Raw genomic sequence first — 22,505 nt, 5'->3', positions numbered from 1 at the left:
CTCCAGTGAAGCCGCCCGCGCCCGGCGGGCGGCTTGGCCGAAGGAGCGCAGAGCAATGAAGTACCTGATGATGGTGACGGGCACCCAGCTCGACTACGAGGCCATGGCGGGCAAGGCGTCCGAGGGCAATCCGGCCTGGGGCGAGAAGGACATCCAGACGATGTTCGCCCACATGCAGAAGATCAACGACGACCTCGCCGAGTCCGGCGAGATGCTCACCGGCGAAGGTCTGGCGGAGCCCGCGAAGACCCGGTTCGTCACGCCGGACGCGGAGGGGCGGCCCGTCATCAGTGACGGCCCCTACGGGGAGACGAAGGAACTGCTCGCCGGTTTCTGGATCCTCGAGTGCGAGAACCTCGACCGGGTCACCGAGATCGCCAAGCGTGTGGCCGAGTGTCCCGCCCCCGCGGGCGCCCCCGCCCGCCCCGTCGTGATCCGCCCCATCCTGGACAGCGGTGGCGACCTTTGCTGACCGCGTCGACCGAGGACCTGCTGCGCCGCCACGCGCCGCAGGTCCTCGGCGCGCTGGTCCGCCGCTACGGACACTTCGACGCCGCCGAGGACGCCGTGCAGGAGGCGCTGCTCGCCGCCGCACGCCAGTGGCCCGACGCCGGGGTGCCCGACAACCCGCGCGGCTGGCTCATCAAGGTCGCGTCGCGCCGCCTCGTCGACACTCTGCGCAGTGACGACGCGCGGCGCAGGCGCGAGGAGGCGGACGCCGCGCTCACCCCGCGCGACGCGTTCACGGCCCCGCCCGGCGAGAGCCGCGCCCCCTGTGAGGACGACACCCTCACCCTGCTCTATCTGTGCTGCCACCCCGAGCTGACCCCCGCCGCCCAGGTCGCCCTCACCCTGCGAGCCGTCGGCGGCCTCACGACCGCCGAGATCGCCCGCGCCCACCTGGTCCCCGAGCCGACGATGGCGCAGCGCATCAGCCGCGCCAAGCAGCGGGTACGAGGCGTGCGGTTCCGCCGGCCCGAGGACTGGCGCGAGCGGCTGCCCGCCGTGCTCCAGATCCTCTACCTGATCTTCAACGAGGGGTATACGGCCACGTCGGGGCCCCAGTTGCAGCGCGCCGACCTGGCCCGCGAGGCGATCCGGCTGACCCGGGCCGTGCGGGCGCTGCTGCCCGGCGACAGCGAGGTCGCGGGGCTGCTCGCCCTCATGCTCCTGACCGACGCGCGCCGCGCAGCCCGCACCGACGCGGCGGGTGAACTGGTCCGTCTCGACGAACAGGACCGCACCCTGTGGGACCGCGCCGAGATCGACGAAGGCGTCGCACTGGTCGCCCTCGCCCTCCCGCGCGGACCGGTCGGCCCGTATCAACTCCAGGCGGCCGTCGCCGCGTTGCACGACGAGGCGGCGAGCGCCGAGGACACCGACTGGCCGCAGATCCTCGCCCTCTACGACCTGCTCGTGCGGGTCGTGCCCGAGGGGGAGGCGATGGCCGCGCTAGGCCGGGCCGTGGCCGTCGCCATGGTGCACGGCCCCGAGGCGGGCCTGACGGAGACGGACAAGCTGGCGGACGCCCTCGGCGGGCATCACCGGCTCGCCGCCGTCCGGGGCCACCTCCTGGAGCTGGCGGGGGACCGCGACGCCGCGCGGGCGGCCTATCAGGAGGCTGCGGGCGGCACGCTCAGCCGCCCGGAGCAGCGCTACCTCCAGCTGCGTGCGGCCCGGCTCGGCTGAGGCGGGCCGCGTCGGCCGATGGGCGACAACGGCCCGAGCGATCAGCTCGTAGGTTGGTGCGCATGACCGAACTCCTGCACATCACCGAGCGCTCCCTGTGGGACGCGGCCCGCGCGTCCGGCGCCTACGAGATGTCCACGCGCGGCAAGACCCTCGCCGAGGAGGGCTTCATCCACTGCTCGCTGGCGCACCAGCTGCGGGGGGTCGCCGACTTCCTGTACGGCGCGTATGACGGGCCCGACGAGCTGGTGGTGCTGGTCATCGACAGCGAGCGGGTCCCCGTGCCGGTCAGGTTCGAGGCGCCGGAGCCGGGTGCCGACGAATTCCCGCACATCTACGGGCCGTTGCCGGTCGAGGCCGTCACCGAGGTGCGGCACTGGGGCGGCGGGCGGGTGCGCTGAGGCTCCGCGGTCCACCCGTCGGTCGGACGGGCGTACGAATGCGGTCGCCCCCGGACGGGGGCGGGTCGGCGCGCGCAGGCGAGGCACTCGCTCGACGTAACGGAACTGTAGTTCCCTTAATGGTCGCCACCCTGCTACGTTTGGCATGCCTTAACGGGAACGTAGAACCATTTAAGGAGTGCCCAGATGTCGGCGCCCACGCAGACCGCCCCCGCCCCGGCCGTCGCACCATCCCCGCGCATGACGGCCCGCCAGAAGCTCGTCCTCAACCTCCTCCTTGGCGCCCAGTTCATGATCGCCGTGGACTTCTCGATCCTGAACGTCGCGCTGCCCGTCGCCGGCGAGGGGCTCGGCTTCTCGCTCTCCCATCTCCAGTGGATCGCCACGGCGTTCGCGCTCGCCGCCGCCGGGTTCACGCTCCTCTTCGGCCGTGTGGCCGACCTCTTCGGCCGTAAGCGGCTGTTCCTCGCCGGCATGGCGGTCCTCGGCGCCTCCTCCCTCCTGGGCGGCCTCGCCACCTCGCCTGAAGTCCTCCTCGTGGCAAGGGTGTTGCAGGGACTCGCGACCGCGGCCGTCACCCCTGCCGGACTCGCCCTCCTGACCACCGCCTTCAAGGAGGGGCCGCTGCGCGAACGCGCCCTCGGCCTCAACGGCGCCCTGATGTCCGCCGGATTCACCGCGGGCGCCATCCTCGGCGGGCTCCTCACCGACCTGCTCTCCTGGCGCTGGGCCTTCTTCGTCAACGTCCCCGTCGCGGCCCTCGTCCTCGTCCTCGCCCCGTCCGTCATCACCGATTCGCGCCCGGACCGCCGCCCGCGCCTCGACGTACCGGGCGCCGCGACCGTCACCGGCGGACTTTTGCTCCTCGTCTACGGGCTGACGCAGGCCGGCGAGACCGGCTGGGGCGCCCCCGCGACCCTGGCCGCGCTCCTTTCCGGAGCCGCGCTCCTCGTCGCCTTCCGGTTCGTCGAGAAGCGGGCCGCCGCGCCCCTCGTCCCGCTCCACATCCTCAAGCGGCGCACCGTGATCTGGGGCAATGCGGCCGGGCTCATCGCCTTCGTCACCGAGACGTCCCTCGTCTTCCTGCTCACGCTCTACCTGCACGAAGTCCTCGGCTACTCGCCGCTCGCGACCGGGCTCGCCTTCGGCGTCCTCGGGCTCGGCACCGTGATCGGCGGCACGCTCGGCGGCCGTGCCGTCGGGCGCCTCGGCAACCGGACCACGATCGTCGTCGGCGGCGCCGTCCAGGCCGTCGCCACGCTCGCCCTGGTGGCGCTCGGCGCGTCGGGGGCCTGGATCTGGCTGCTCCTCGCGGCCACGTTCGTCGGGGGCGTCGGCAACATGCTGGTGATCGTCGGCTTCATGGTGACGGCCACGTCCGGGCTGCCCGACGAGGAGCAGGGTCTCGCCACCGGCCTCGCGACCATGACACAGCAGGTCGGCATCACCCTGGGCATCCCGGTGATGAGCGCGATCGCCACGGCCCGCATGGGCGGGGCGAGCGGTCCGGGCGCGGTCCTGTCCGGAGTCTCCACGGCCGTACTCGTCAACGCCCTCCTGGTGGCCGCGGGTTCGGCGCTCGCCGCGCTGTTCCTCGCACCCCGGCGACCGCGTGACAGGGCGGACGCCTGAGGGCCCGGCCCTGCGTGATGGGGCCATGTTCCACCCCACGGCGAACACGGCCGCAGCACCGGCCCTCCCGGGGGCCGTCGACCAGGACGCGCTCCTCGCCCTCGCCGACGGCCACCACGACCCGCCACGTCCTCGACGGCGAAGGCGGCCCGAGCGCTCGGGATCGCCGAGGTCCAGTGGCAGGCGCCGGTCTGGAACGACGGGGCGATCCGCTTCTACCGGCGCCTGGGCGCCGCGAGATGGACAAGCTCCGTTTCAGCCGGCCGTCCTCCTCAGGCCCCGTCGGCCAGCAGCCCCCGCAGCGAGTCCGCCATCGCCGCCACGAACGCGTCCCGTGTGCCCGCGTCGACCAGATCCAGGGACAGATACGGATTGAGGTCCTCCAGCTCGACCAGGAGCAGCTCGCCCTCCGGCGTGCGGCACGCGTCCACGCGCTGGATGCCGTGACCGATGGTGTTCCAGTCGACGAACTTCTGCGCGAACTCCCGGTCCGCGTCGGTGGGTTCGTACGGTTCGAGGACCCACCGCTCGTCCGGCCGGGGCGCGTACAGGGCGTACTGGAGAGTGCGGTCGACGAAGTAGAACGACACCTCGTACCGGAAGCGGATCCGCGGCTGGACGAGGATGCCGTCGAACTCCAGGCCGGACAGCGCCTCGCGGCCGACGAACTCGAGTCCGATGGAGTCGGCGCCGAGCAGCGGCTTGACCACGTACTCGTCCGCCTCGGGCAGCAGAGGGAGATCGGCGGCGCGGGCGACGGTCGGGATGACGGGATACCCGGCGGTGGTCAGGTCGAGCAGATACCCCTTGCCCGCCATGTCGGCCTTCCCGGACAGCGCGTTGTAGACGCGTACCCCGCGCGCGAGCGCCTGCTCACGGAAGGCGTCGTAGGCGGCCTGGTAGTGCAGTACGGGCCCGCTGTTGCGCACGACGACCGCGTCGAAGCCGTCCATCAGCGCGGCGGCGTCCAGCGGGTGGCACAGCGCCACGTCGAACGCCTCGCGCAGCCGTGCCGAGAGGGCTATGTCCTCGTCGCAGTAGCGGCGGCCACGGGCCGGGTACGCGAGGTCGGTGACGTAGAGGATGCGGGGGCGACGCGAGTGGTCCATCCGGGCGACGCTACCCGAGCGGTCCGAAGACGCCGACAGCACCCGGCTCCGCGCGGACGCCGGGTGCTGTCGGACAGATGACGCGAAGGCGTCAGGCCTTCTTCGTCTCCCAGAAGATCTTGTCGATCTGGGCGATGTAGTCCAGAGCCTTCTGGCCGGTCGCCGGGTCGCTCGACGCCTTGGCGGCCGAGAGGGCCTTCAGGGTGTCGTTGACCAGCTGGCTGAGCTCCGGGTACTTCTCGAAGTGCGGGGGCTTGAAGTAGTCGCTCCACAGCACCGACACGTGGTGCTTCGCGAGCTCGGCGCGCTGCTCCTTGATGACGATGGCGCGCGTCTGGAACTGCGGGTCGTCGTTGCCGGCCATCTTTTCCTGGACGGCCTTGACCGACTCCGCCTCGATGCGGGCCTGGGCCGGGTCGTACACGCCGCACGGCAGGTCGCAGTGCGCGCTGGCCTTCACCTTGGGGGCAAACAGGCGGGAAAGCATGTAGCAGTCCTTCCTCGTGATCGTCTTCTCAGGTGGGACATTACTCCGTGGCAGACGTGTTTTCTCGGGTGCCCCCATGGGCTTAGGACAAAAGTCCAGGGCGAGACTGGGACTGGTGGAGGATGGGACCGCAAGGCCGGCGGGCGGAACCGGGGAGGATGTCTGATGCCTGAGACGGCGGAGGAGACGCGGGAGGCCAGGGTGCCGTTTCAAATCATCGAGGTGGACGGGCCGTCCATGGTGCCCACGCTGTATCCCGGCGACTGGATGCTCGTGCAGCACGGCGCCCGGGTACGCCCGGGCGACGTGGTCGTCCTGCGGCACCCCTTCCAGCAGGATCTGCTCGTGGTGAAGCGCATCTCCGGGCGGCGGGACGGGGGTTGGTGGGTGCTCGGCGACAACCCCGACGCCGGCGGCGACAGCGAGGTGTACGGGACGGTGCCCGACGACCTTGTGCTCGCCAAGGTGCGCGGGCGCCTTCGCCGCCGCAAGCCGTGGGTGGAGGGCGAGCGTCAGCGGTCCGTGGCGGCCGTGGCCTCGTGGGCCTTCTCGGCGCTGCGCCCCGTGCTGTCCGACCGGTCCGCCTCGGCGCGCTTGCGGGCGCGGTAGGCGGCGACGTTGGCGCGGGTCGCGCAGCGGTCCGAGCAGTAGCGCCGGGAGCGGTTCGTCGACGTGTCCAGGTAGGCGTTGCGGCACGGCGACGCCTCGCACAGGCCGAGGCGGTCCACGCCGTACTCCGTGAGGTGGAAGGCGAGGCCCATCGCGGCGATCGCCGCGTATCCCGCTGTCGCGTTCGACGGGTGGTCCGCGAGATGCATGTGCCACAACGGGCGGTCGTCGTCGTCCCGGTGGTCGTGCCCGGAGATCTGCGGGCTCACCGGGAACTCCAGGAGGAGCGAGTTCAGCAGGTCGACCGCGAGCGTCTCGTCGTCGCCGTCCGCCGCCTCGAACACCGAGCGCAGGCGCGCCCGTACGCCGCGGAAGCGGGTCAGGTCCGCGTCCGTGGCGCGCCGGGCCGCCGACTGGTTCGCGCCGAACAGGCCGCGCACCGCCTCGACCGTGGTCAGGGAGTCCTTGCCACGCCCCGGCTCCTCGCTGTTGACCAGGCGTACGGCGTAGTCCGAGTAATAGGCCAGTTCCACTTGTAGTCCTTACCGGGGCGGTCTATCTTCGTCAGTGACGGGAGTAATAGCTGCTCTTGCTTCGAGGGTATTACGTACGGGAGGGTTCTCGATGACGGGATCTACGGAAACCGCCGGAGTCACCGCCGACTGGCGCGCCTGGCAGGACAGCTGGGACCGGCAGCAGGAGTGGTACATGCCCGACCGCGAGGAGCGGCTGCGGGTCATGCTCGACATGGTGGAGGCCTTCGCCGGGCCCACGCCGCGCGTGCTCGACCTCGCGTGCGGTACGGGAAGTATTACGGACCGGCTCCTGAAGAGGTTCCCCGGAGCCACCAGTGTCGGCGTCGACCTCGACCCCGCGCTGCTCGCCATCGCCGAGGGCACCTTCGCGGGCGACGACCGCGTCACCTTCGTGAGCGCCGACCTCAAGGACCCGCACTGGGCCACGCGGCTGCCGCACACCTCCTACGACGCCGTCCTCACCGCCACCGCCCTGCACTGGCTGCACAACGAACCGCTCGCCACCCTCTACGGACAGATCGCCGGCCTCGTCCGCGACGGCGGTGTCTTCATGAACGCCGACCACATGATCGACGACACCACGCCCCGGATCAACGCCGCCGAACGCGCCCACCGCCACGCGCAGATGGACCGCGCCAAGGCCTCCGGCGCCCTCGACTGGGCCGAGTGGTGGGCCCTCGCCGCCAAGGACCCGGTACTCGCCGGACCCACCGCGAAGCGCTTCGAGATCTACGGGGAGCACGCCGACGGCGAGACCCCGTCGGCCGACTGGCACGCCCGCACCCTGCGCGCCGCCGGGTTCGCCGAGGCCCGCCCCGTGTGGCGCTCGCCCTCGGACGCACTGGTGCTCGCGGTCAAGTAGCCCCGCGCATACGGAGGGGGCGGTACGGACACCAGGTCCGTACCGCCCCCTCCTTCTGCTTCTGCGTGGCGGAGCTACAGCACCTTCGACAGGAAGGACTGCGTGCGCTCGTGCTGCGGGTTCGTCAGGACGTCGCGCGGGTGGCCCGACTCGACGACCACGCCGCCGTCCATGAAGACGAGGCTGTCGCCGACCTCGCGCGCGAAGCCCATCTCGTGCGTCACGACGATCATCGTCATGCCGGACTCGGCGAGGTCACGCATCACGTCGAGGACGTCGCCGACGAGCTCGGGGTCGAGGGCCGACGTCGGCTCGTCGAAGAGCATCAGCTTCGGGTCCATGGCGAGGGCCCGGGCGATGGCGACGCGCTGCTGCTGGCCGCCGGACAGCTGCGAGGGGTAGTTCCCCGCCTTGTCGGCGAGGCCCACGCGCTCCAGGAGCTCGTTGGCCCGCTGCCGCGCCTGTGCTCGCGACTGGCGCTTGACCTGGACCGGCGCCTCCATGACGTTCTCGAGAGCCGTCAGGTGCGGGAAGAGGTTGAAGCGCTGGAACACCATGCCGATGTCCCGGCGCTTGAGCGCGACCTCGCTGTCCTTCAGCTCGTAGAGCTTGTCGCCCTTCTGCCGGTAGCCGACCAGCTCGCCGTCGACGTAGAGCCGGCCGGCGTTGATCTTCTCCAGGTGGTTGATGCACCGCAGGAACGTCGACTTGCCGGAGCCGGAGGGGCCGATGAGGCAGAAGACCTCGCCCTCCTTGACCTCCAGGTCGATGCCCTTGAGGACCTCGACGTGGCCGAAGGACTTGTGGACGCCCTCGGACTTCACCATGGCGTTGGTGGTCATCACGCGGCTCCCTTCGGCCTGCCGAGCGACAGCAGGTTGGCCTTGATCTTCTGGAACGGCGTCGGAGGAAGCGAGCGGCTGGAGCCGCGGGCGTAGTAGCGCTCCAGGTAGTACTGGCCGACGCTCAGGATCGAGGTCATCACGAGGTACCAGGCCGCGGCGAGGAAGTACATCTCCACCGGTGCGCCGGAGTTCTGCCCGATGTCCTGGGCGTAGCGGAAGAGTTCGTAGAACTGCACCGCCGACACCAGCGAGGTCGTCTTCAGCATATTGATGACCTCGTTGCCCGTGGGCGGCACGATCACGCGCATCGCCTGCGGGATCACGATCCGGCGCAGGGTCTTGGCGTGGCTCATGCCGAGGGCGTGCGAGGCCTCGGTCTGGCCCTCGTCGACCGAGAGCAGGCCGGCGCGGCAGATCTCCGCCATGTACGCGGCCTCGTTCAGGCCGAGTCCGAGCAGCGCCGTCAGGAACGGCGTCATGAACGAGGACCAGTAGTCCTTGTAGATCGGGCCGAGGTTGATGTACTCGAAGACCAGGCCCAGGTTGAACCAGACGAACAGCTGGACCAGGACCGGGGTACCGCGGAAGAACCAGATGTAGAACCAGGCGATCGACGACGTCACCGGGTTGCGCGACAGGCGCATCACGGCGAGCAGGATGCCGCCCGCCACGCCGATGACCATGGAGATCACGGTCAGGAGCAGGGTCTGGCCGACGCCCTTGAGGATGCGGTCGTCGAAGAAGTATTCGGGGATCGCGCCCCAGTTGATCTTGCCCTGGGCGAACGCGTAGACGATCGCGGCCAGGACGCCGATCGCGACGACCGCGGCGACGTAGCGACCGTAGTGCCGGACCGGGATCGCCTTGATGGCCTCGGGTCCCGCCTTGGGCGGCGGGACGTCCGCGGGCCCGTCCGCCTTGTCGATGTCAACAGACACGGGTGTTGCCTTTCAAACGGCTGGGTGACGAGAGGGACGCGGTCACTTGCCGCCGTTGACGGTGGCTTCCTTGACGGAGCCCGCCTCGACGCCCCACTTCGCGATGATCTTCTCGTACTCGCCGTTCTTGATGACGGCGTCGAGCGCCGCCTTCAGGGCGTCCCGCAGCTGGGTGTTGCCCTTGGCGACCGCGATGCCGTACGGAGCGGCCTCGACCTGCTCGCCGACGAGCTCGAAGTCCTTGCCGCCGCCCGCGGTCTTCACCGCGTACGCGGCGACCGGGAAGTCGGAGGAGCCGGCGTCCGCGCCGCCCGAGCGCAGCCGAGTCTGGGCCTGCTGGTCGTCGTCGAAGGACTCGATGGCGAGCTTCTTGCCGGCCGGGCACTTCTTCGCCTGCGCCTTGGCCAGGTCGTGCGAGACCGTGCCGCGCTGGACGACGATCTTCTTGCCGCACAGGTCGTCCCAGGACTTGATGCCCTGGGTCTTGCCCTTCGGCGTGTAGATCGAGACGCCCGCGTCGAAGTAGTCCACGAAGTCGACGCCCTCGCCGACCTTCTTGCCGGTGTCGGAGTCGACACCGTCCTGCCGGTCCTTGGTGTCCGTCATCGCCGACATCGCGATGTCGTAGCGCTTGGAGCGCAGGCCGGTGATGAGGGTGTCGAACGTGCCGTTCTGGAACTCGAACTTCACGCCGAGCTGCTTGCCCATGGCGGCCGCGAGGTCCGGGTCGATGCCCGCCGTGTTGCCGGACTTGTCCTTGAACTCGACCGGCGCGTACGCGATGTCCGAGCCGACCTTGATGACGCCCTTGTCGCGGATCTCCTTGGGGAGCTTGTCCGCGAGCGGAGCGTTCTTGGTGGAGTCGGCGGGCGCGCTCTTGTCCTTGGTCTGGTCACCGCAGCCGGACAGCAGCAGAGCGCCGGCGACCGCGATCGCGCCGACCATGGCAATCCGGGACTTCGCGGACTTCGCAGCGGTCGAACGACGGGTGGTGCTTGCGGTCATTTCTGGTTCCTCCGGCAGGGTGAGGGAGTAGCCGATGCAGAGATACGGCACACATCTTCGAGTGTCGCGACCTCGTGTGATTACGGCATCTTGCCATTCGGACCGGGCCATTCAGGGCCCCCGCTATGTCAAAATCGGATAACGGGTTACCCCCGTACCGCTCCCGGACCCCGACAGGTCGGTACATCGCGCCAACGGGTGAGCGAATATCTGCGGCGACAGCGCCGTCAGGCCGGAAGATCTGCGGCCCCGGGGCTCGTGTCTCACCATGTGAGCGATGCTCCATCGGCTTTGAGCTCGACTTGAGGTCCGGCCCCTAATATCCGGGTCCTCGGCTATGAGTCTCGTCACCGCGCTGTGATCGATCACAAATGGACTCGTCCGGGGTGGCGTCCGTCAGGTAAGAAGGTTCTTTACACCCCTCATCCGGGGCTCAGGGCGCGCGTGCGGCGCGCCCATCGCGTACTGACCCGTACGAGTGCAAGACACCCGACATGTGGGTCATACGCGGTGCCCGCCCGTTCCTCAACCAGGAGCGGACCCACCCTCAACTGATGATTAAGACTTAAGGGGTCATACAAGTGGCAGCGGAGATCGTCAATCCTCGCAGCGACGCCGGTTCCGGCCAGGCCAGTGCGGGCCCGGCGCATACCGGCAACGAAAGCACCGAAGAGCCCTTCGATCCGGCCTTCGCACTGCACCGCGGCGGCAAAATGGCCGTGCAGGCCACCGTGCCGGTGCGCGACAAGGACGACCTGTCCCTGGCGTACACGCCGGGCGTCGCGAAGGTCTGCTCCGCCATCGCGGAGAATCCCGAGCTCGTCCACGACTACACGTGGAAGTCGTCCGTCGTGGCCGTCGTCACCGACGGCACCGCGGTGCTCGGCCTCGGGGACATCGGTCCCGAGGCGTCCCTCCCGGTGATGGAGGGCAAAGCGATCCTGTTCAAGCAGTTCGGCGGCGTCGACGCGGTGCCGATCGCGCTCGGCACGACCGACACGGACGAGATCATCGAGACCGTCGTCCGCCTCGCTCCCTCGTTCGGCGGTGTGAACCTCGAGGACATCTCGGCGCCGCGCTGCTTCGAGATCGAGCGCAGGCTCCAGGAGCGGCTCGACATCCCGGTCTTCCACGACGACCAGCACGGCACCGCCGTGGTCACGCTGGCGGCGCTGAAGAACGCGGCCAAGCTCAGCGGGCGCACGCTCGGCGAGCTGCGCGCCGTGATCTCGGGCGCCGGCGCGGCCGGTGTCGCCATCGCCAAGTTCCTCCTCGAGGCGGGGCTCGGCGACGTGGCGGTCGCGGACCGCAAGGGCATCGTCAGCCGGGACCGCGACGACCTCACGGACGTCAAGCGCGAGCTGGCCGAGCTCACCAACAAGGCCAACATCACGGGTTCGCTCGAGACCGCGCTCGCCGGCGCTGACGTCTTCATCGGCGTCTCCGGCGGTACGGTCCCGGAGCCCGCGGTCGCCTCGATGGCGCCCGGCGCCTTCGTCTTCGCGATGGCCAACCCGAACCCCGAGGTTCACCCGGACGTGGCCCACAAGTACGCGGCGGTCGTCGCGACCGGGCGCTCCGACTACCCGAACCAGATCAACAACGTCCTCGCCTTCCCCGGCATCTTCGCCGGTGCGCTCCAGGTGCGGGCGTCGCGGATCACCGAGGGCATGAAGATCGCGGCTGCGGACGCGCTCGCCGACGTGGTCGGTGACGACCTGGACGCCGGGTATGTCATCCCCTCGCCGTTCGACGAGCGGGTCGCTCCCGCGGTGACCGCGGCCGTCGCCGCCGCCGCGCGCGCCGAGGGTGTCGCCCGACGCTGACCACGCCGCAGGCCCCGACCGCGCCCCGTGCGCCACGGATCGACTCCGTGGGGCACGGGGCGCGGCGCGTGTCACAGCCCTACGGTGTTCCGCACGGCACCCGGCGGACCTAGGGTCAAGGTCATGTTCGCTGCCTACGCCGCCCGAATCGACCGTGACCAGCCGCTGAACGGCCTTGAGTTGGGGGATCGCCCGGCCCCCGAGGCCCGCCCCGGCTGGACGACCGTGAACGTCAAGGCCGCCTCCCTCAACCACCACGACCTGTGGTCCCTGCGCGGGGTCGGACTCGGTGAGGACAAGCTCCCGATGATCCTCGGCTGCGACGCCGCCGGGATCGACCAGGACGGCAACGAGGTCGTCCTGCACTCCGTCATCGGCCAGGCCGGTTACGGGGTCGGGCCCCGGGAGGGCCGGTCCATCCTCACCGAGAAGTACCAGGGCACCTTCGCCGAGCAGGTGACCGTGCCCGAGTGGAACGTTCTGCCCAAGCCGAAGGAGCTCAGCTTCGAGGAGGCGGCCTGCCTGCCGACCGCGTGGCTGACCGCGTACCGGATGCTGTTCACCAACGCCGGTGTGCGGCCCGGTGACTCCGTGCTCGTGCAGGGCGCCGGCGGCGGGGTCGCCACGGCCGCGATCGTCCTCGGCAAGGCGGCCGGTCTCAAGGTCTTCGCGACCAGCCGCGACGAGGCCAAGCGCAAGCGCGCCCTGGAGCTCGGCGCCGTCGAGGCCGTCGAGTCGGGTGCGCGGCTGCCGCAGCGCGTGGACGCCGTCATCGAGACGGTCGGCGCGGCCACCTGGTCGCATTCCATCAAGTCGCTCAAGCCCGGCGGCACGGTCGTGATCTCCGGTGCCACCAGTGGTGACCGTCCTTCGCACGCCGAGCTGACCCGCGTCTTCTTCCTGGAGCTGAAGATCGTCGGCTCGACGATGGGCTCGAAGGACGAGCTGGAGGATCTGCTGTCGTTCTGCGCGGCCACCGGCGTGCGCCCCGTGATCGACGAGACCCTCCCGCTGGACCGCGCCCGCGAGGGCTTCGAGCGGATGGAGGCCGGAGGCCAGTTCGGCAAGATCGTACTGACGGTCTGACGGTCTGACGGTCTGACGGTCTGGCGTTGCTGGACCCTGCCTGATCTTGCGGATCTGTGAGGGTCGAGGGGCGGTGCCCCTCGACCCTTCCCGCTCCGGCCGTCGCGCGGGTCAGCCCTTGGGTGTCCGCAGGGACGCCCCGATGTGCGCCGCCGCCTCGGACAATCGGCGCCGGGCCTCGCGGAGTTGGTCCTCCGTCACCCCGTGGTCCCTGGCCGTGTCGCGGATGTCGTCGCGGAAGCGGTCGAGGAGGCGGTCCAGATCACGGGCCGGGTCGCCGGTCGAATCCTCGTGGCTCCACGACGGCAGATACTCCGCCGGGATGTCGCCATGGGTGACCCGCGCCTCGGGCCCGGCGTCGTCCGAACGGGCCGCGCCGCCCGCCTCCTTGCCGAAGTACTTGCCGAAGTCGCCGAACTCCTCGGCCAGTTCGGTCAGGCCCTCCCGGACCCCCGTGGGCCAGTCGCCCTGCGCGAAGTGGTCCTGGACCTGGTCCTGCACCCGCTTCGCCATTCGCTGGACCTGCTCCTGGACCTGCTCCTGGACCTGCTCCTGCGCCTGCTCGCGCGCCTGCTCCTGCGCCTCCTTGGCCTGCCGGCGCGCCCGCTGGGCCTCCTCGCGGGCCCGGCGGCTCTCGTCCTTCGCGCGCCGCGCCTGCTCCTTCCACTCCTGCCGGGCGCGTCGCAGCTCCTCCTTGGCCGCGCGCCACGCCTCCTTGTCCCCGAAGTCCTGGAAGTCGCCGAACGGGCCCGGCCGCTCGCCCTTGCGCGTGGTCGTCCCCGACCCGTTCCTCGCCTCCGAGGCGGCCGCCCGCATCTCTCGGCGCAGATCGCCCGCCGCGCCCCGTACGTCGTCCCGGATCTCGGCCGCGAGCTCCGCCACGGACTCGCGGATCTCCAGCTCCAGGTCGACCAACTCACCACTGCGGTCGGCCAGCTCGGCGCGGCCCGCGTCGGTGATCGAGTAGACCTTCCTTCCGCCCTCCGTGGTGTGCGTGACCAGCCCTTCGGCCTCCAGCTTCGCCAGGCGCGGGTACACCGTGCCCGCCGAGGGCGCGTACAGGCCCTGGAAGCGCTCCTCCAGGAGCCGGATCACCTCGTACCCGTGGCGCGGGGCCTCGTCGAGCAGCTTCAGGAGGTACAGGCGCAGGCGGCCGTGGGCGAAGACGGGGGGCATGTCAGAGCACCTTCTTGTCGGCCGGGCCGCCGGCGGCGGCGTCAGGGACGGTGGGGGAACCGGCGGCGGGGGAGCCGGCGGCGGGGGAGTGCTCGACGGGGGCGTCCGCGGCGGGGGTATGGGTGTCGTCCTCCGCCGGAGGCCGCCGCAGGAGCGCGATCGATCCGGAGACCGTCGTCGCCTTCAGCTTTCCGCGTCCCGTGCCGAGCCTGCCCGTGATGCTCTTGGCGCCCCAGTGGCCGCCGACCCGCAGATCCTCGAAGGCGTTCGACACGGATCCGCTCGCCGTGTTCGCCTCGACCTCCGCGTCCGCGGGGTGCGGGAGGCGGATCGCGATCTCGCCCGAGACGCTCGTCAGGTTCACATCCGTCGCCCGGTCGGCCGGGTCGAGGTCCACGATCATCGAGCCGCTCACCGAGTCGGCCCGCACGGAGGGGCCCGCGCCCTCGACGACGGTCAGGTCCCCGGAGACGGAGTTGAAGCGCAGATCCCCTGTCACCGCCTGGGCCTCGACATTCCCGGAGACGGTGTCCGTGCGCACATCGCCCGCGACGCCGACCAGTGTCGTGTCGCCGGTGACGCCCTTGACCTCCGTCCGCCCCTGCATCCCGGACACGACCGCGCCGGCGCCGACGACGCCGACCTCGACTCCAGTGCCTGCCGGGACCGCCAGGGACACGACCGCGCTGCGACGCCAGCCCTTGGGGTCGAGCCACTTGAGGAAGCCCTTCCAGGGCAGATCCTCATACGCGACGGTCAGCACGCCGTCCGCCAGGGTCACCTGGAGCGGCGGGCCCTCGATCCCGGACACCTCGAGGCGGGCGGAACCTTCGTCGGTGCCCACGACGTTCACCGTTCCGTTGACGATGCGTACGTGGAGCGTCGTCACGGGCTCGTCGAAGGCGAGCTTGCGGGGCTCTGCCACGGACCACTCGGGCATGGTGCGACCTCCTCGGCGGGACGGATCGGGAGCGGACGCGTTGTATCGCACCCTTGCGAGACACGATATATCGCGGATACGGAAAGTCAAGACAGTCGCGACTGGATTTCGTCGCGTCGGCCACTCCGCACGGGGGCATTCATGGGCCGAACCCCACAAACTGACCTAGCGTTGAGTTCATGCCGTCCGACGCCACCGCCGGCTCCACCGGCACTCCCGCCCCGCAGCCCAGGGCCGCGGGAGCGCTGCTGCTGTGCCGCGCCGACCCCGCCACTGTCGGTCCCGCCGCCAAGCTCCTGCGCGAACGCATGCTCCTCACCCAGGCGGGACCCGACTGGAGCGTCCTGGTCCCCGAGGGCAAGCCCTGGCTGCGCGGCGGCGAACGGGTCGACAGCGTCCTCGCGGGCTGGGCCGCGGCCCTCGCCGTCAGCGTCCCCTGGCCGGTGCTCGCCCTGTGGTGGGACGCCGAACACAGCGGCTACACCCTCGCCTCGGGGTTCCGCCGCCCCGTCGGCTACGTATGGCTGGCGAACGGCACACCCGTCGGCGAGGACGAAGCGATGCGCACGTTCGCCGCGCGCCTCGGCCTCGACCCGGTCCTGGACATGCAGTCCCTGGAGGAACTCACACGGTCCGACAGCGCGGCGGACTCCCGCGCCCGTCTGCTCGGCCTGCTCGCGGTCCTCACGCGCGCGGGGCTCACGCTCCCGGCCGGCCTGACCCCCGGCGAGCCCGCCGACCGGCTGCGCGAGGTCGCGCGCGTGCAGCCCGGCGCCGAACCCATCGAGTGGTCCAGCTGGCGCGACGCCGTCCGCGCGGAACTCGACGTCGTCGAACGCAGCGCCATCGGACCCTGGCTGCGCGGCCCCAAGGCGAGCACAGCGGCGGCGGTCCAGCTCGCCGTGGGCATCCCGCTCACCGTGTGGGGTCTGCGCCGGCGCGGCACCGGCTGGGCGGTCGCGGGCGCTCTCCTCGTCGTACACGGCGCGCTCGGCCTCGCCTACGACCGGCTGCGCGCCTGGGACTGAGGCCCGCTCGGGACCTGCTACTCGTCGTCGTCCTCGTCGTCGAGACGCGCCAGCCATGTCGCCAGCCGCTCGACCGGCACCTCGAAATCCGGGTTCAGGTCGACGAACGTGCGCAGCTGCTCGGCGAGCCACTCGAAGGTGACCTCCTCCTCGCCGCGCCGCTTCTCCAGTTCCTCGATGCCGCGGTCGGTGAAGTACATGGGCCAGTCGCTCCTGGGGTGATACGGACGTGGGGCCCGGAACAATGTTCCGGGCCCCACAATCGTACGTACGAGGTCAGGCTGCTCAGGCCTCGAAGACCTCGCGCACCAGCTGCTCCTGCTCCGCCTGGTGACGCTTCGCCGAGCCGACCGCCGGGGACGAGCCGTGCGGCCGCGAGATGCGGCGCAGACGCTCACCGTGCGGGACGTCGGCGCCGACCGCCAGGTCCAGGTGGTCGATCAGGTTGAGGGCGATGAAGGGCCATGCGCCCTGGTTCGCCGGCTCCTCCTGCGCCCACAGGTACTTCTCCGCGTTCGGGTACTTGGAGATCTCCGCCTGGAGCTCGGCACCCGGGAGCGGGTACAGGCGCTCGATGCGGATGATCGCCGTGTCCGTCACTCCGCGCTTCTGACGCTCGGCCTCGAGGTCGTAGTAGACCTTGCCCGCGCAGAAGACGACCTTGCGGACCGCGGCCGGGTCCACCGAGCTGTCGCCGATGACGGGACGGAAGCCGCCCGTCGTGAACTCCTCCGCCTTCGACGCGGCGGCCTTGAGGCGCAGCATCGACTTCGGCGTGAAGACCACCAGCGGCTTGTGGTGCGGGTTGTGCACCTGCCACCGCAGGAGGTGGAAGTAGTTCGACGGGAGCGTCGGCATGGCGACCGTCATGTTGTTCTGCGCGCACAGCTGGAGGAAGCGCTCCGGGCGGGCGGACGAGTGGTCCGGGCCCTGGCCCTCGTAGCCGTGCGGCAGGAGCAGCGTGACGCCGGAGGTCTGGCCCCACTTCTGCTCGGCGGCCGAGATGTACTCGTCCACCACCGTCTGCGCGCCGTTGACGAAGTCGCCGAACTGCGCCTCCCACATCACGAGCGACTCGGGACGGGCCAGCGAGTAGCCGTACTCGAAGCCCATGACCGCGTACTCGGAGAGCAGGGAGTCGTAGACGTTGTAACGCGCCTGGTCGTCCGAGAGGTACAGCAGCGGGGTGAAGTCCTCGCCCGTCTCACGGTCGATCAGGACCGCGTGGCGCTGGCCGAACGTGCCGCGGCGCGAGTCCTGGCCCGAGAGGCGCACCGGGGTGCCCTCGAGGAGCAGGGAGCCGATGGCGAGCGTCTCGCCCATGCCCCAGTCGATCGTGCCGTCCTCGATCATCGCCGCGCGGCGCTGCAGCTGCGGCAGCAGACGCGGGTGGACGGTGACGCGGTCGGGGATGTTGACCTGCGACTCGGCGATCCGCTTCACGGTCTCCTGGGAGATCGCGGTGCTGACGGCGACCGGGAACTCGGCCTGCGGGTCGAGGGCCGGGACCGGGGCCGGGAGCGCGGTGGCCTCGCGGACCTCGGCGAACACCTTCTCCAGCTGGCCCTGGAAGTCCTGCAGCGCCTGCTCGGCCTCTTCGAGCGTGATGTCGCCACGGCCGATGAGGGACTCGGTGTAGAGCTTGCGCACCGAGCGCTTCTTGTCGATCAGGTCGTACATCAGCGGCTGCGTGAACGCCGGGTTGTCCGACTCGTTGTGACCGCGGCGGCGGTAGCAGATCAGGTCGATCACGACGTCCTTGTTGAACGCCTGGCGGAACTCGAAGGCCAGTCGGGCAACGCGGACGACGGCCTCGGGGTCGTCGCCGTTCACGTGGAAGATCGGCGCCTCGATCATGCGGGCCACGTCCGTGGCGTACATGGAGGAGCGCGACGACTCCGGGGCGGCGGTGAAGCCGACCTGGTTGTTGATGACGATGTGGACCGTGCCGCCCGTGCGGTAGCCGCGCAGCTGCGACATGTTGAGCGTCTCGGCGACCACACCCTGGCCCGCGAAGGCCGCGTCACCGTGCAGGGCGACGGGCAGGACCGTGAAGTCGGTGCCGCCCTTGTTGATGATGTCCTGCTTGGCGCGGACGATGCCCTCGATGACCGGGTCGACCGTCTCCAGGTGGGACGGGTTCGCGGCCAGCGAGACCTTGATCTGCTCGCCGTCCAGGCCGGTGAAGGTGCCCTGGGCGCCCAGGTGGTACTTCACGTCGCCGGAGCCGTGCATCGACTTCGGGTCGAGGTTGCCCTCGAACTCGCGGAAGATCTGCGCGTACGACTTGCCGACGATGTTCGCCAGGACGTTCAGGCGGCCGCGGTGGGCCATGCCGATGACGACCTCGTCCAGGCGCGACTCGGCGGCGGAGTCGATGACCGCGTCGAGCAGCGGGATGACGGACTCGCCGCCCTCCAGGGAGAAGCGCTTCTGGCCGACGTACTTCGTCTGCAGGAACGTCTCGAACGCCTCGGCCGCGTTCAGCCGGCGCAGGATGCGCAGCTGCTCCTCGCGCTCCGGCTTGGTGTGCGGGCGCTCGACGCGGTCCTGGAGCCACTTGCGCTGCTTCGGGTCCTGGATGTGCATGTACTCGATGCCGGTGGTGCGGCAGTACGAGTCACGCAGGACGCCGAGGATGTCGCGCAGCTTCATCATCGACTTGCCGGCGAAGCCGCCGACCGCGAACTCGCGCTCCAGGTCCCACAGGGTGAGGCCGTGCTCGGCGATGTCCAGGTCGGGGTGCTTGCGCTGGCGGTACTCCAGCGGGTCGGTGTCGGCCATGACGTGGCCGCGGACCCGGAAGGAGTGGATCAGCTCGAAGACGCGGGCGGCCTTCGTGACGTCGTCGTCGTGCGAGGCGTCGATGTCCTTGAACCAGCGGACCGGCTCGTAGGGGATGCGCAGCGCCTTGAAGATCTCGTCGTAGAACTCGCCCTCACCGAGGAGGAGGTTCGCCACGACGCGCAGGAACTCACCGGAGGCGGCGCCCTGGATGACCCGGTGGTCGTAGGTCGACGTGAGCGTCATGACCTTCGAGATGCCGAGCTTGTTCAGGGTGTCCTGGGACGTGCCCTGGAACTCCGCGGGGTAGTCCATCGAGCCGACGCCCATGATGACCGACTGTCCGGGCATCAGACGCGGCACGGAGTGGACGGTGCCGAGGCCGCCGGGGTTGGTCAGCGAGACCGTGACACCGGTGAAGTCGTCCATGCCGAGCTTGCCGTCGCGGGCGCGGCGGACGATGTCCTCGTAGGCCTGCCAGAACTCGAAGAAGTTCAGCGTCTCGGCCTTCTTGATGCCCGCGACGACCAGCTGGCGGTCGCCGTTGGGCTTCACCAGGTCGATGGCGAGGCCGAAGTTCACGTGCTCCGGCTTGACCAGCGTCGGCTTGCCGTCCTTCTCCGCGAAGGAGTAGTTCATCGACGGCATGGCCTTGATGGCCTGCACCATCGCGTAGCCGATGAGGTGGGTGAAGGAGATCTTCCCGCCCCGGGCGCGCTTCAGGTGGTTGTTGATGACGATGCGGTTGTCGAACAGCAGCTTCACCGGGACCGCGCGCACGGACGTCGCCGTGGGGACCTCGATGGAGGCGTTCATGTTCTTTGCGACGGCGGCGCTCGGGCCGCGCAGCGTCACGAACTCGGGGCCGCCGGCGGCCTCGGTCGCGGGCGGCGCCTTGGCGGGAGCAGGAGCCTTCACGGCAGCGGCGGCCGGCTTCGCGGGCGCCGCGGTGGCGGGCTTGGTCACCGGGGCGGCCGGAGCCGCCTGGACCGGAGCCGGAGCCGGAGCCGGAGCTGCGGCCGGAGCCGGGGCTGCCGGAGCGGCGGGCGCCGCGGCAGTGCCCGCAGCCCCCGCGGCTGCGGTACCGGCGGTGCCGGGACCGGAACCCTGTGCGGGGGCTCCGGTCGTCGGCTGGGCCGGGGCACCCGGCTTGTAGTCGGCGAAGAAGTCCCACCAGGCTCGGTCAACCGAATTCGGGTCCTGGAGGTACTGCTGATAGATCTCGTCGACGAGCCACTCATTGGGACCGAAAGCGGCGGCAGGGCTCTTGCCCTGCCCCTCTTGGTCGGTCGAGGTGCTCGAGTTACTGGGGGACTGTGGCGACACGGCGGTAACCGCCCTCTTCCGCTTCTCACAAGGTGATGGACAGCGGGAATAAAGGCTACGCCTCCAACACCGGGACTTGCAGACCGGGCCGGTCATCCGTCGCGTAAGTCACACCGGAAGCCGTGTTTCGACGCTGGAAATGGCGGGAAACAAGCGGGGTTCCGGTTCACCTTGGGTACGTCCTTGTACGAGTGCGGCCCATCGGCCCGCACCTCGTGACGAATGACACGGCGATCTTGTGCTTCCGGTTCGAACCCTACGTCAACTCTGAGCTCGGGGCAGGCCCGGAAGAGTGACCTGGATCCGGCAGCCGCGAGCCGATTCGGCCACGCCGATCCGGCCGCCGTGCAGGTCCACGGCCCACCGGGCGATGGCGAGGCCCAGACCGGTGCCGCCGTCGCTGCCGGGGCCGTGCGCGGCGCCCTTCACATGGCCGCCCCGGTTGAAGCGCTCGAAGACGCGGTGCCACTCGGAGCGGGGGATGCCGGGGCCCTCGTCGAGGACCTCCAGATCGAGCGACTCCGGATAGAGGCCGCGCCGCGCGAGCACGGTCACGCGGCCGTGCGGCGGGCTGTGTTTCACGGCGTTGTCGATCAGGTTGGCCACGACCTGGTGGATCCGCTCGGGGTCCGCGTGCGCGGTCAGCTCGGGCGGCGACACGTCCAGGTGCAGATGCACGTCCGTGCGCGTGTGGGTGCCGGAGCCCGAGGCGATGCCGGCGCGCTGCGAGGCGACCATGTTGGCCTCCTTCAGGACACCCGACAGATACGGCCACACCTCGAAGCGGCGCGCCTTGAGCGGGACCACGCCGTTGTCGAGCCGCGAGAGGTCGAGCAGCGTCTCGACCAGCCGGCCCAGGCGCTCGGTCTGTTTCAGGGCGGTGCGCATGGTCTCGGGGTCGGCGGCCGAGACCCCGTCCACGACGTTCTCCAGGACGGCGCGCAGGCCCGCGATCGGGGTGCGCAGCTCGTGCGAGACGTTCGCCACGAGCTCCTTGCGCTGCTGGTCCTGGGCCTCCAGGTCGTCGGCCATGCGGTTGATGGTCGCGGCCAGGTCGCCCAGCTCGTCGCGCCGGTCGGCGCCCCGGACCCGGCGCGTGTAGTCACCGTGCGAGATGGAGCGGGCGACCGTGTTCATCTCGTCGAGCGGCGCGGTCAGCGAGTGCGCCACGAACTGGGTGATGAGGAGCGTCGCGATGACCGAGAAGACGGTGATGAAACGGAGCTCGGTCTGGGTGCGGACGGCGACCATCAGCAGTCCGGTCGTGATGAACACCGAGACGACGACGAGCGTGCCGAGCTTGGTCTTGATGGAGAACGGCCGCAGACCGCCCTGCACCCAGTGGCCCGCGAGGGGCCGGGCGGCCGGCGGAGCGCCGGGCGGGAGGCCCGGCGGCCCCGGCTCGTACCCGTCCGCGTCCCGTACGTCGGATGCGTCGCCGCTGCCGGTCATGGCGTCGGCGTCTCCAGCGCGTAGCCCACACCGTGGACGGTGCGGATCCGCTCGGCGCCGATCTTCCGGCGCAGCGCCTTGATATGGCTGTCGACGGTCCGGGTGCCCGACGCGTCCGCCCAGTCCCACACCTCGGCGAGCAGCTGCTCACGCGAGAGGACGGCGCGGGGCGTGTTGGCCAGGCAGACCAGGAGGTCGAACTCCGTGGGCGTCAGGTGGACGTCCTCGGAGCGCACCCGCACCCGGCGCTGTGCGTGGTCGATCTCCAGCTCGCCGAGCCGCAGGATGCCGCTCCTGGGCGTGGCCGCCGCGAGCGCCGCGCGCTCGACCCTCCGCAGCAGGACGTGCACGCGCGCCGCGAGCTCCCGCATCGAGAAGGGCTTCGTCATGTAGTCGTCGGCACCCACGCCGAGTCCGACGAGCATGTCCGTCTCGTCGTCGCGCGCCGTGAGCATCATCACCGGCACCGGCCGCTGCGCCTGCACGCGGCGGCAGACCTCGAGCCCGTCGAAGCCGGGCAGCATGATGTCGAGGATCAGCAGGTCCGGTTGCCATGCCTCTGCCGTGTCGACCGCCGCCGGACCGTCCTGTGCCGTTTGCACGAGGAATCCCTCGGCACGCAGCCGAGCGGCGATGGCGTCGACGATCGTGGGGTCGTCCTCGACCACCAGGACCCGTCGCTGGGCACCCGGCGTCGCCGTGCTGCCGTTGTGGGAGGTGTGTGTCTGCTCCATCGCCCCGCCCCTGAATGCGCACATCCGTGTGCGCTTGACG

The 22,505-nt window shown here is 70.5% G+C and carries 21 protein-coding genes; 9 read left to right on the top strand and 12 right to left on the bottom strand.

Annotated features, from left to right (window positions below; genetic code table 11):
* Positions 1-55 precede the first annotated feature (55 nt).
* From OG456_RS12495 to OG456_RS12480, 4 genes are all read left to right on the top strand, one after another.
* Entirely contained in the window at positions 56-472 is a 417-nt protein-coding gene (locus OG456_RS12495) for a YciI family protein (protein ID WP_266560229.1), read from the top strand.
* The gene (locus OG456_RS12490) at positions 466-1,689 is read left to right on the top strand and encodes an RNA polymerase sigma factor (RefSeq protein WP_266560227.1); all 1,224 of its coding nucleotides are present in this window, start codon (positions 466-468) and stop codon (positions 1,687-1,689) included. Before OG456_RS12495 ends, OG456_RS12490 begins: the two co-directional genes overlap by 7 nt.
* Positions 1,690-1,751: 62 nt before the next feature.
* Positions 1,752-2,090 carry a DUF952 domain-containing protein gene (locus OG456_RS12485; RefSeq protein WP_266560225.1) on the top strand — a complete coding sequence of 113 codons (339 nt, stop codon included), beginning with the start codon at positions 1,752-1,754 and terminating at the stop codon, positions 2,088-2,090.
* A 186-nt stretch (positions 2,091-2,276) separates the two neighbouring features.
* Positions 2,277-3,722 carry an MFS transporter gene (locus tag OG456_RS12480; protein ID WP_266560223.1) on the top strand — a complete coding sequence of 482 codons (1,446 nt, stop codon included), beginning with the start codon at positions 2,277-2,279 and terminating at the stop codon, positions 3,720-3,722.
* A 272-nt stretch (positions 3,723-3,994) separates the two neighbouring features.
* Here the strand turns inward: OG456_RS12480 and OG456_RS12475 are convergent, their stop codons facing one another.
* Positions 3,995-4,831 (bottom strand): hypothetical protein, encoded by an 837-nt coding sequence (locus OG456_RS12475; protein WP_266560221.1) that lies wholly within the window; start codon positions 4,829-4,831, stop codon positions 3,995-3,997.
* A 91-nt stretch (positions 4,832-4,922) separates the two neighbouring features.
* Positions 4,923-5,318 carry a superoxide dismutase, Ni gene (sodN, locus tag OG456_RS12470; RefSeq protein ID WP_100595918.1) on the bottom strand — a complete coding sequence of 132 codons (396 nt, stop codon included), beginning with the start codon at positions 5,316-5,318 and terminating at the stop codon, positions 4,923-4,925.
* Positions 5,319-5,483: 165 nt separating this feature from the next.
* On the opposite strand from sodN, the gene sodX reads away from it, so the two are divergent.
* Positions 5,484-5,927 (top strand): nickel-type superoxide dismutase maturation protease, encoded by a 444-nt coding sequence (sodX, locus tag OG456_RS12465; protein ID WP_266560217.1) that lies wholly within the window; start codon positions 5,484-5,486, stop codon positions 5,925-5,927.
* Here the strand turns inward: sodX and OG456_RS12460 are convergent.
* On the bottom strand, positions 5,831-6,460 hold the full coding sequence (locus tag OG456_RS12460; protein ID WP_266560215.1) for a CGNR zinc finger domain-containing protein: 630 nt from the start codon (positions 6,458-6,460) through the stop codon (positions 5,831-5,833). The genes sodX and OG456_RS12460 overlap by 97 nt on opposite strands.
* Before the next feature lie 91 nt (positions 6,461-6,551).
* On the opposite strand from OG456_RS12460, the gene OG456_RS12455 reads away from it, so the two are divergent.
* On the top strand, positions 6,552-7,325 hold the full coding sequence (locus OG456_RS12455) for a class I SAM-dependent methyltransferase (protein WP_266560213.1): 774 nt from the start codon (positions 6,552-6,554) through the stop codon (positions 7,323-7,325).
* Positions 7,326-7,399: 74 nt separating this feature from the next.
* On the opposite strand, the gene OG456_RS12450 is transcribed toward OG456_RS12455, so the two are convergent.
* Genes OG456_RS12450 through OG456_RS12440 form a run of 3 tightly spaced genes read right to left on the bottom strand, consistent with a single transcriptional unit; the run spans position 7,400 to position 10,113 of the window.
* On the bottom strand, positions 7,400-8,152 hold the full coding sequence (locus tag OG456_RS12450) for an amino acid ABC transporter ATP-binding protein (RefSeq protein ID WP_266569166.1): 753 nt from the start codon (positions 8,150-8,152) through the stop codon (positions 7,400-7,402).
* Between the two features lie 14 nt (positions 8,153-8,166).
* Positions 8,167-9,108 (bottom strand): amino acid ABC transporter permease, encoded by a 942-nt coding sequence (locus OG456_RS12445; RefSeq protein WP_266560211.1) that lies wholly within the window; start codon positions 9,106-9,108, stop codon positions 8,167-8,169.
* Between the two features lie 42 nt (positions 9,109-9,150).
* A complete protein-coding gene (locus tag OG456_RS12440; RefSeq protein WP_266560209.1) occupies positions 9,151-10,113 on the bottom strand; it encodes an ABC transporter substrate-binding protein in 963 nt (320 codons plus the stop codon).
* Positions 10,114-10,694: 581 nt separating this feature from the next.
* Here OG456_RS12440 and OG456_RS12435 point away from each other — a divergent pair.
* Positions 10,695-11,939, top strand: a complete 1,245-nt coding sequence (locus OG456_RS12435; protein WP_266560207.1) for an NADP-dependent malic enzyme — start codon at positions 10,695-10,697, stop codon at positions 11,937-11,939.
* A gap of 123 nt (positions 11,940-12,062) precedes the next feature.
* Positions 12,063-13,025, top strand: coding sequence for a zinc-binding dehydrogenase (locus OG456_RS12430; RefSeq protein WP_100595910.1), 963 nt, complete (start codon positions 12,063-12,065; stop codon positions 13,023-13,025).
* Positions 13,026-13,136: 111 nt separating this feature from the next.
* Here the strand turns inward: OG456_RS12430 and OG456_RS12425 are convergent, their stop codons facing one another.
* Entirely contained in the window at positions 13,137-14,201 is a 1,065-nt protein-coding gene (locus OG456_RS12425; protein ID WP_266560203.1) for a PadR family transcriptional regulator, read from the bottom strand.
* A 1-nt stretch (position 14,202) separates the two neighbouring features.
* Positions 14,203-15,141, bottom strand: coding sequence for a DUF4097 family beta strand repeat-containing protein (locus OG456_RS12420; RefSeq protein ID WP_266560201.1), 939 nt, complete (start codon positions 15,139-15,141; stop codon positions 14,203-14,205).
* A 179-nt stretch (positions 15,142-15,320) separates the two neighbouring features.
* On the opposite strand from OG456_RS12420, the gene OG456_RS12415 reads away from it, so the two are divergent.
* On the top strand, positions 15,321-16,169 hold the full coding sequence (locus OG456_RS12415) for a hypothetical protein (RefSeq protein WP_266560199.1): 849 nt from the start codon (positions 15,321-15,323) through the stop codon (positions 16,167-16,169).
* 17 nt (positions 16,170-16,186) lie between these two features.
* On the opposite strand, the gene OG456_RS12410 is transcribed toward OG456_RS12415, so the two are convergent.
* The 4 genes from OG456_RS12410 to OG456_RS12395 all read right to left on the bottom strand — a co-directional run bounded on the left by OG456_RS12410 (position 16,187) and on the right by OG456_RS12395 (position 22,465).
* Positions 16,187-16,369 carry a DUF6104 family protein gene (locus OG456_RS12410; protein ID WP_019075209.1) on the bottom strand — a complete coding sequence of 61 codons (183 nt, stop codon included), beginning with the start codon at positions 16,367-16,369 and terminating at the stop codon, positions 16,187-16,189.
* A gap of 85 nt (positions 16,370-16,454) precedes the next feature.
* Positions 16,455-20,279: a multifunctional oxoglutarate decarboxylase/oxoglutarate dehydrogenase thiamine pyrophosphate-binding subunit/dihydrolipoyllysine-residue succinyltransferase subunit gene (locus OG456_RS12405; RefSeq protein ID WP_266560197.1), complete on the bottom strand. Its 3,825-nt coding sequence runs from the start codon at positions 20,277-20,279 to the stop codon at positions 16,455-16,457.
* Between the two features lie 261 nt (positions 20,280-20,540).
* Positions 20,541-21,731, bottom strand: coding sequence for a HAMP domain-containing sensor histidine kinase (locus OG456_RS12400; protein WP_266560195.1), 1,191 nt, complete (start codon positions 21,729-21,731; stop codon positions 20,541-20,543).
* Positions 21,728-22,465: a response regulator transcription factor gene (locus tag OG456_RS12395; RefSeq protein ID WP_116510033.1), complete on the bottom strand. Its 738-nt coding sequence runs from the start codon at positions 22,463-22,465 to the stop codon at positions 21,728-21,730. The genes OG456_RS12400 and OG456_RS12395 overlap by 4 nt, the downstream gene beginning before the upstream one ends.
* Positions 22,466-22,505: the final 40 nt, after the last annotated feature.

The organism is Streptomyces sp. NBC_01446 (assembly GCF_026340095.1).
Classification (GTDB): domain Bacteria; phylum Actinomycetota; class Actinomycetes; order Streptomycetales; family Streptomycetaceae; genus Streptomyces; species Streptomyces aureus.
This window is presented reverse-complemented; position numbering and strand designations above follow the sequence as displayed.

What these genes read in the sequence shown, in the direction of transcription:
- OG456_RS12495 (WP_266560229.1), top strand. Translation starts at nt 56, where the DNA reads ATGAAGTACCTGATGATGGTGACGGGCACCCAGCTCGACTACGAGGCC.
- OG456_RS12485 (WP_266560225.1), top strand. Translation starts at nt 1,752, where the DNA reads ATGACCGAACTCCTGCACATCACCGAGCGCTCCCTGTGGGACGCGGCC.
- OG456_RS12480 (WP_266560223.1), top strand. Translation starts at nt 2,277, where the DNA reads ATGTCGGCGCCCACGCAGACCGCCCCCGCCCCGGCCGTCGCACCATCC.
- OG456_RS12475 (WP_266560221.1), bottom strand. Translation starts at nt 4,831, where the DNA reads ATGGACCACTCGCGTCGCCCCCGCATCCTCTACGTCACCGACCTCGCG.
- sodN (WP_100595918.1), bottom strand. Translation starts at nt 5,318, where the DNA reads ATGCTTTCCCGCCTGTTTGCCCCCAAGGTGAAGGCCAGCGCGCACTGC.
- sodX (WP_266560217.1), top strand. Translation starts at nt 5,484, where the DNA reads ATGCCTGAGACGGCGGAGGAGACGCGGGAGGCCAGGGTGCCGTTTCAA.
- OG456_RS12455 (WP_266560213.1), top strand. Translation starts at nt 6,552, where the DNA reads ATGACGGGATCTACGGAAACCGCCGGAGTCACCGCCGACTGGCGCGCC.
- OG456_RS12450 (WP_266569166.1), bottom strand. Translation starts at nt 8,152, where the DNA reads ATGGTGAAGTCCGAGGGCGTCCACAAGTCCTTCGGCCACGTCGAGGTC.
- OG456_RS12440 (WP_266560209.1), bottom strand. Translation starts at nt 10,113, where the DNA reads ATGACCGCAAGCACCACCCGTCGTTCGACCGCTGCGAAGTCCGCGAAG.
- OG456_RS12430 (WP_100595910.1), top strand. Translation starts at nt 12,063, where the DNA reads ATGTTCGCTGCCTACGCCGCCCGAATCGACCGTGACCAGCCGCTGAAC.
- OG456_RS12425 (WP_266560203.1), bottom strand. Translation starts at nt 14,201, where the DNA reads ATGCCCCCCGTCTTCGCCCACGGCCGCCTGCGCCTGTACCTCCTGAAG.
- OG456_RS12420 (WP_266560201.1), bottom strand. Translation starts at nt 15,141, where the DNA reads ATGCCCGAGTGGTCCGTGGCAGAGCCCCGCAAGCTCGCCTTCGACGAG.
- OG456_RS12415 (WP_266560199.1), top strand. Translation starts at nt 15,321, where the DNA reads ATGCCGTCCGACGCCACCGCCGGCTCCACCGGCACTCCCGCCCCGCAG.
- OG456_RS12410 (WP_019075209.1), bottom strand. Translation starts at nt 16,369, where the DNA reads ATGTACTTCACCGACCGCGGCATCGAGGAACTGGAGAAGCGGCGCGGC.
- OG456_RS12400 (WP_266560195.1), bottom strand. Translation starts at nt 21,731, where the DNA reads ATGACCGGCAGCGGCGACGCATCCGACGTACGGGACGCGGACGGGTAC.
- OG456_RS12395 (WP_116510033.1), bottom strand. Translation starts at nt 22,465, where the DNA reads ATGGAGCAGACACACACCTCCCACAACGGCAGCACGGCGACGCCGGGT.